We start from the raw sequence: 6,937 nt of genomic DNA, 5'->3' as shown, positions 1-6,937 counted from the left end.
TAGTCTCATCTTTTGAATCACTTTGGCTTGTTTATCAAGTATTAAAACTTAAAATATTCAGTGATGCGTAACTTCTACTTAAAAAACAAATGGAAAATAATTAAATTGGAGTATTTTGTGAGGAATGTCACCCATGTTGTAAACTAGGGTGACGGGAGTTTAGGGACTAAAATCAGTCGTTTTAACAAAAAGTTATTTTTTTTTAACTTATTGATTTGTGTATCAAATTTTTAAAGAACTTTACTAGCAGGTTGACTGTCAGGTAGTAATTTAATAAAAAAACTTGATTTTTAATTAGTTACTAAGATCTTGGGTATGAAAAATTATAGTTTTTTAAACCAACTTGAATGAAATAGTTTTCTAGCAATCGACTTTACTTTTTTTATAAAACAATGACAAAAGAAATACTCTGGAACTACTTCTTTATAATTCCTTGAACAATACTCTAAACCTTTCATTTGAATATCGTGCCAAAATAATTCTCTGTCTTTGGGACAATCTGGAGGTGATTTTAATCTTGGCTGTAAGCAATCCTGTTGAGAGCATTCTCTAAATATAATTGAGTCTTTTATTTTTTCAAAAAGAGAGTAGCCTCTTTCACTTTGAATTATCATCAAAGACACACCCATAGGATCAGCAAAATCAGGAATAACATTTTCTATTCCCCAAAAATCACCTATGGTTATATCCGTATTTCTATTAATTTTAGTGAAAGGACAATCGTAGCATGATTCTCTTATAGCCCATCCTCCATAAAACCATTCAGAAAAGTCTTTTATAGATACTTCTTTTCCTTTTACTTTTGCAAAAGCAGTTGGATTATGCCAATTAACTCTTTTATCTTTAAAACAAAGAAAATCAATCTTACCTTTAATTCCTTTATTCTTTATATATTCCTGCCAAAGACCAGAACTTGTTGCACCATGACATATAAAATCAACCAAAATGGCTCTTTCTCTTAATTTTTTGAATTCTAAAAGCAATCTCAGACCTTCCATTTGACATCCTGAGCCAACAACTAAAAGATTCCTATTTGGATTATCATTAAGCCAAACCACCAACTTCTTGAATCCATCGTCTATATTTGCTTGAATGTATTTTGATCCTCTAGCTAGATTTCTTGTTTCGACATCATCATATATTCTAAATTCAACCCTATCGTTTCTATAATTATAAATACAACTCGCTACAGCATTACCTTCTTTGAGAAAAACATCTGATAACGCAGTAAATGCACCTCCAGATGAACTGTTTTTTATTACATCACCATTCTTGTGTTTTACAGCATAAACTAAGGGCTTTATATTCTTAAACATACAAAACTATTTCTTTAATCGATTCATTGATTCTAATAATATATTAATAACATAATAAAAATTTTCGTTCTTTGTTACCACAGATAGTAGTATATATATTAAGATGCCAATTGATATTTGAAATAACATCTTTAATAAAGATAGATCAGGAAAAATTAAACCTGCTACCCAAGCAAAAAATCCCATTATAATTGATAAAAAAGTATTAATAAGAAAATCAATACACACTTCCTTACCAGAATACCCAATTATTTCTTTTGCAACTCTAGCGTATAGAACAGTACCAAAAATAGTAATCAACAATTCAGAAAAAGCTAAAAATAAAACTCCGTATTGTATAGATATTAGAAGAACTATCAAAGCAAAAATTCTAATTGGAAAATCGACTTTTAGAACACAATCACTCCTTCCAACTGCCTTGATTGCTTGTAATATAGCAGTCTGAGGAGCACGGAACAACAATATAAAACAACATATTCTAAAATATGGAACACATGGAAGCCATTTATCAGTAAGAATCAGTAAAACAAACGAGTCTGCTATAGTAGCTAAACCGATTAATATAGGATTCATTACATACGATGTTACTTGCGTTGTTTTTCTTGCCATAGACTTAACTCGTTCTAATGAATCTTGCGTCATTGACATAACAGGAAAAAGAACTGTATTAATTGCTGAATCAATATTTGAACTAATCAAATTTGGAAATTGATTTCCCTTTGTAAAATAAGCAAGATCCGAACTTGTATAAAACTTTCCTATTATAATACTTCTAAGACTAGCATATATTTGAATTACAAAGCTTTGAAGTAAAATTTTCCAGCCGTATGAGAACAATGATTTTAATCTTTTATAAGAAAATAATAATTTGGGGCGCCAGGTGATGGAAATAAATAGTATAAAAGTGTCTACAATATTATTTGTCAACGCCTGAGCTACTAAAGCCCATACTCCCAATCCTTTTAAGGCAAAACTTACTCCAATAACAGCAGAAAAAAAAGTTCCAATAAAAGACGCATAGAAAAATTTTTTAAACTTCATTTTTCTTGAAATATACGCTTGTTGTACTGAATTAACCCCCATAATAATAATACTAACAGACAGAACTTTTAACAAAGGTTCTAAAATAGGCATTTCAAAAAAATTTGAAATAACACTTGATAAACAAAAAATTGTTAAATATATCAGTGATGTAAAAAACAAAGAAAAATAAAATACAGATGAGAAGTCTAAATCATCTGCATTTTTTTTTTGGATTAAAGCTGATCCAAAGCCACTAGAAATAAACACGCTAGAAATTGTGATAAATACCATAACTAACGAAATAACTCCATACTCGGATGGAGCTATTATTCTTGCAAGAATAATCGAAACTACTAAAGATACAATCTGTGAAGAAAGTCCTTCCGACAATTTCCAAAAGACACCACTTAAAACTGCTTTTTTATTTGATTGCATACCTTTATTCACAAGATTTCTTTAGAAATTCAATGGATTTTTTTCTTTCGTGAACAATATATGAATTTATAAATGAATAATCCCAATCATAATCGAACATATATTCAACATTATCTGCATCATTAAAAATATCGTAAATCTTTAATTGTTTTAGCATTTTACCAATTTTTGCAATTATAAAATTTGTTTTACAAAAAGCTATTTTTTTATTAAATAGAAGGCCAAATGTGATACCATGAAAAGTGCTTGTTGCAATAATCTTTGCTGATTTAAAGTATCCTATCCATAACATAGGATCCAAATTTTCTTGTTTTATTAACTTATCACACCAATTATATCTATCATTATTACAGTCTAACGCAATTGTCTTTAGTTTATGCTTTTTAGCATATTTTACTAGATTTCTAATAAAACCATCAGTAAAATCCTGACCATAAATGAGAATATATGCATCTTCCTCATATGGATTTAGAATCTCCCTATCATTGTTAAAATTCCAAATCCAAACAGGATCTAGCACTACAGCAGGTTTTTTTCCTGTAATATGCTCTACAATGTTTGCCGAGTTTTCATCCCTTACAGAGATGTGATTCATCTTATCTACCAATGTCAATACGTATTTTGGAATATCCATCCCTAATTTTATAGTACCAAAGCTTGCTGCATATGAGTTGATGGATCTTGCATTGATGTTCCCTCCAAAAAGCATAGGATCTTGATTAAAAGGCTCTAAACTAAAGTCCCATATTATATCGCTACCTAAAAACACAGTATCAAATTTAAATTCACGATAATTTTTATTCGAAATTTCCTCTGTATGAGGAATTCTGTCATACGCTTCAAAAAATATGTGTTTTTTGCGTTCTATAAAATCACTATTCTTTAAAAAAAAACCTTTCCAATAGGTTCTTTTCCATTTAGGAAAACTCTTATAGTATGATTTTAAATTAAAGTAAAAATCATAATGTTTTTTATCTAAATGAGAAATCTGTTTAACTTCTTTATTAGGATAAAAATAATCAAGAATTTTTTGTAACGCATAAGCTTGAGCAAATGTTCCATAATTAGGAACATTCCAAAAAGTCAATATTCCAACATCATAATTTTTCATACTTTTCTACCAAATTTAAGCTTTAATTTTACTATGTACTTATAGGCTGAATAATCAGTACTAGTGCACTTCATTTCATGCTCATAGAAATACATTTCATCATGTGGATTAATAGTAAAATACACATCACCTTTTTCTTTTTTCTTTGCGTATTCTTTATATGACTTAGTAAAATAATGATTTATTTGAATTGGAAAATCAAATGAATCTGCAATATTTCTATTACAAACACATATATGATTAAATATATTAACAGGCGGTATATCTATTCCTTTATGGTTCGCCCAAAATTTATGATGAAGATTTATGTTTTTCTTTGAATCAGGATCAAATTTGAATGCTGTATTGTAAAAACATTTTCCAATATCACAATATTTAGGCCAACAAACAGTAAGATCTTCTGAAACTAAACCATCAAGATCCCGATCTAAAAAACCAGAAGTTCCAAATAATCGCCAATATATATTAACAGCTCCAGCTTTTCTTTCAAAAGTTTTTAAAAAATCATAAATATTATCTGTAGACTTCGGCACTATGAATTCATCTATATCTATAAATCCAAGCCAATTCGTCTCGCAAGAATATTTTTTTATGCAATCTTGATATGAAGCCATCTGTTTTTGATTATGCGGCCATTGAACTAAGGTAACCATACCTGCATCAATATATGGTTGCAATACTTTTAAGTAATCATCTTCAGAGTTATTGTTGTACAAATAAAAATGTTCTATACCTACAAGGTGATTAAACTCGAGCCACTCTCGAATATATGGGGCTTCATTCTTAAAAATTGCACAAACAGAAACTTTATATTTTTTTTCTTTTATATTTGGATTAGCAGTGAACAATATAGCTTTATATATAATACTCTTTAGAACAGCAATTCCTGTTTTTATAACATTCTTTATGCCTGGTTCTGTTGGAACATCAAATATAAAATAACGTGAGTTTGTTTTGCACATAAAACTGTCATCCAATTATCTTTAAATTAACCACTATGGAACAGGGGGCAAAAGTGGAATTAATTATCCCGTAATTTTACCCATATAATCAAAGTTAATGCTGACTTCGATATTGATATGGAGACTTCATCCCCAATGCTGAATGAGGTCTAAAGCCATTATAATACGAAATCCATCTTTCGATCACCTTTATTCCTTCACTTCTTGTAGTAAATGCCCCACAGGCAGGCAAACATTCTCTTTTCAATGTAGCCCAGAATGATTCTGCAACAGCATTGTCCCAGCTTTGACCTCTTCTGCTCATGGAAGTTTTCAACCCCATTGCAACCAACAGTTCTTGGAACTGTAGACCTTATACACCAACAGATAAAGGTCTAGTAAATGCTTAATATCATTTTTATGAAAAGGATGATCCTTTTTCACGTTATATGCAATGCGACACGACATGAATGACTGCTAGTATTAAATTTTGCTTCCTCTAATCTTGTTTTTGCTCTTTAATAGGACATATCTTTATACAAAGGCCACATCTTACACATTTTTTTGAATTAATTTTAGGATATATAAACCCTTTTTCGTCTTCTGTCAGGTATACAGCTTCTTTAGGGCATACAGCATAACATGTTGCACACCCACAACATTCCACTTTTTGGTTAAAAAGAATTGGTAGGTCTATATCAGTCATCTTCTTTATCATACACGTTAATTCTATTACTTAGCTTTGTCAATTTTTGAAAGAGTAAATGCTCTTATATGATCTAAATATAAATCATCCCCAAGATCTGGAACTGGGGCCAAAAGTGGAATTAATTATCCCGTAATTTTACCCATATAATCAAAGTTAATGCTGACTTCGATATTGATATGGAGACTTCATCCCCAATGCTGAATGAGGTCTAAAGCCATTATAATACGAAATCCATCTTTCGATCACCTTTATTCCTTCACTTCTTGTAGTAAATGCCCCACAGGCAGGCAAACATTCTCTTTTCAATGTAGCCCAGAATGATTCTGCAACAGCATTGTCCCAGCATTGTCCTCTTCTACTCATGGAAGTTTTCAACCCCATTGCTACCAACAGTTCTTGAAACTGATGAGAACAATATTGAGAGCCTTGGTCTGAATGAAATATCGTGCCCATAGATGGATTTTCGTCTTTAATCGCCATCAATAAAGCGTTGCAAATTAAATCTGTATCCATTGTTGCACCAAACTTATACCCAACAAGGCATCTTGTAGCTATGTCAACAACAGAAGCCAGATAGAGCCACCCTTCATCAGTGGGAATATATGTAATATCGCCACACCATGCTTCATTCTCTTAAATGAATTAAATTGCCTGTTTATTAGGTTTTCTGCTCGAGCAAGATTATGATTGCTATCAGTGGTTACGACATATTTTCTATGGTACTTATGGTATATGCCGTTGGCTCGCATTATTTCCACAAGTCGTTTATGTGAAACTTTAAATCCTTTTTTATCAAGTTCGTGATGAACTCTTACTGCACCAGGAACTGTGTTATTGGATTCCTTTATTACATCTTTAACTGCTATAAGAACTTCTACATCACTGTGAATAACACCGTTTTTATGTTCCTTGTCAGAAAGGATCCATTTGTAATAACCACTTACGCTTACTTCTAGAAGAGCTATTGCCCTTCTTAAAGGGATCATGGTGCCTTTTCCTATTAGCCTGTCTTTTATACTTTTCTTGATAAATGCGTACTTTGCTACAGGCTCTTGGCAAAGAACGCCGCAGCTTTTTTTAGAAATTCATTCTCTGCTTTTGCTTTTTCTAGCTCTTTTTTCAATCTTCTGATTTCATCAGATTCGTTTTTCTCTTCTAATGACATTCCCTTTTTCGCTGCTATACACCATCGGCTAAGAGTTTGAGGCTTTATACCTAATTCATTAGCTACCTGTACTTGAGCAATTCCAGCATTTACTCTAGAAACTGCGGTCTTAATAAATTCTTCTGAATACTTATTTTTACGTGCCATATTATTATCCTCACTATATAGAGAACGGCGATCTGTCAAGCAAATAATTTAAAAAACATATAAAATAATTTTGCTCTCCATGCAATCAGA

General features: G+C 31.2%; 9 protein-coding genes. All 9 read right to left on the bottom strand.

Going from position 1 to position 6,937, the window contains the following annotated elements; all coding sequences use genetic code 11:
* Positions 1 to 323 precede the first annotated feature (323 nt).
* The 9 genes from J5V48_RS09320 to J5V48_RS09280 all read right to left on the bottom strand — a co-directional run bounded on the left by J5V48_RS09320 (position 324) and on the right by J5V48_RS09280 (position 6,847).
* On the bottom strand, positions 324 to 1,316 hold the full coding sequence (locus tag J5V48_RS09320) for a Coenzyme F420 hydrogenase/dehydrogenase, beta subunit C-terminal domain (protein WP_219938313.1): 993 nt from the start codon (positions 1,314 to 1,316) through the stop codon (positions 324 to 326).
* Between the two features lie 6 nt (positions 1,317 to 1,322).
* On the bottom strand, positions 1,323 to 2,786 hold the full coding sequence (locus J5V48_RS09315) for a lipopolysaccharide biosynthesis protein (RefSeq protein ID WP_219938312.1): 1,464 nt from the start codon (positions 2,784 to 2,786) through the stop codon (positions 1,323 to 1,325).
* Positions 2,779 to 3,885 carry a polysaccharide pyruvyl transferase family protein gene (locus J5V48_RS09310; protein WP_219938311.1) on the bottom strand — a complete coding sequence of 369 codons (1,107 nt, stop codon included), beginning with the start codon at positions 3,883 to 3,885 and terminating at the stop codon, positions 2,779 to 2,781. The genes J5V48_RS09315 and J5V48_RS09310 overlap by 8 nt, the downstream gene beginning before the upstream one ends.
* Positions 3,882 to 4,847 (bottom strand): glycosyltransferase family 92 protein, encoded by a 966-nt coding sequence (locus tag J5V48_RS09305; RefSeq protein WP_219938310.1) that lies wholly within the window; start codon positions 4,845 to 4,847, stop codon positions 3,882 to 3,884. Before J5V48_RS09305 ends, J5V48_RS09310 begins: the two co-directional genes overlap by 4 nt.
* A 94-nt stretch (positions 4,848 to 4,941) precedes the next feature.
* Complete coding sequence (locus tag J5V48_RS09300) at positions 4,942 to 5,169, bottom strand: integrase core domain-containing protein (RefSeq protein ID WP_219938309.1); 228 nt, start codon at positions 5,167 to 5,169, stop codon at positions 4,942 to 4,944.
* A 156-nt stretch (positions 5,170 to 5,325) separates the two neighbouring features.
* On the bottom strand, positions 5,326 to 5,532 hold the full coding sequence (locus J5V48_RS10100) for a 4Fe-4S dicluster domain-containing protein (protein ID WP_418896171.1): 207 nt from the start codon (positions 5,530 to 5,532) through the stop codon (positions 5,326 to 5,328).
* 156 nt (positions 5,533 to 5,688) lie between these two features.
* Complete coding sequence (locus J5V48_RS09290; protein WP_255557794.1) at positions 5,689 to 6,108, bottom strand: IS3 family transposase; 420 nt, start codon at positions 6,106 to 6,108, stop codon at positions 5,689 to 5,691.
* The gene (locus tag J5V48_RS09285) at positions 6,087 to 6,521 is read right to left on the bottom strand and encodes an IS3 family transposase (RefSeq protein WP_219938307.1); all 435 of its coding nucleotides are present in this window, start codon (positions 6,519 to 6,521) and stop codon (positions 6,087 to 6,089) included. The genes J5V48_RS09290 and J5V48_RS09285 overlap by 22 nt, the downstream gene beginning before the upstream one ends.
* Before the next feature lie 56 nt (positions 6,522 to 6,577).
* The gene (locus J5V48_RS09280; protein ID WP_219938306.1) at positions 6,578 to 6,847 is read right to left on the bottom strand and encodes a transposase; all 270 of its coding nucleotides are present in this window, start codon (positions 6,845 to 6,847) and stop codon (positions 6,578 to 6,580) included.
* Positions 6,848 to 6,937: the final 90 nt, after the last annotated feature.

Origin of the sequence: Succinivibrio faecicola, assembly GCF_019448115.1 — a bacterium.
Taxonomy (GTDB): Bacteria; Pseudomonadota; Gammaproteobacteria; order Enterobacterales; family Succinivibrionaceae; genus Succinivibrio; species Succinivibrio faecicola.
This window is presented reverse-complemented; position numbering and strand designations above follow the sequence as displayed.

Excerpts from the sequence above, each read along its gene's own strand:
- J5V48_RS09320 (WP_219938313.1), bottom strand. The coding sequence starts at position 1,316 with ATGTTTAAGAATATAAAGCCCTTAGTTTATGCTGTAAAACACAAGAAT.
- J5V48_RS09310 (WP_219938311.1), bottom strand. The coding sequence starts at position 3,885 with ATGAAAAATTATGATGTTGGAATATTGACTTTTTGGAATGTTCCTAAT.
- J5V48_RS09305 (WP_219938310.1), bottom strand. The coding sequence starts at position 4,847 with ATGTGCAAAACAAACTCACGTTATTTTATATTTGATGTTCCAACAGAA.
- J5V48_RS09300 (WP_219938309.1), bottom strand. The coding sequence starts at position 5,169 with ATGGGGTTGAAAACTTCCATGAGCAGAAGAGGTCAAAGCTGGGACAAT.
- J5V48_RS10100 (WP_418896171.1), bottom strand. The coding sequence starts at position 5,532 with ATGACTGATATAGACCTACCAATTCTTTTTAACCAAAAAGTGGAATGT.
- J5V48_RS09285 (WP_219938307.1), bottom strand. The coding sequence starts at position 6,521 with ATGATCCCTTTAAGAAGGGCAATAGCTCTTCTAGAAGTAAGCGTAAGT.
- J5V48_RS09280 (WP_219938306.1), bottom strand. The coding sequence starts at position 6,847 with ATGGCACGTAAAAATAAGTATTCAGAAGAATTTATTAAGACCGCAGTT.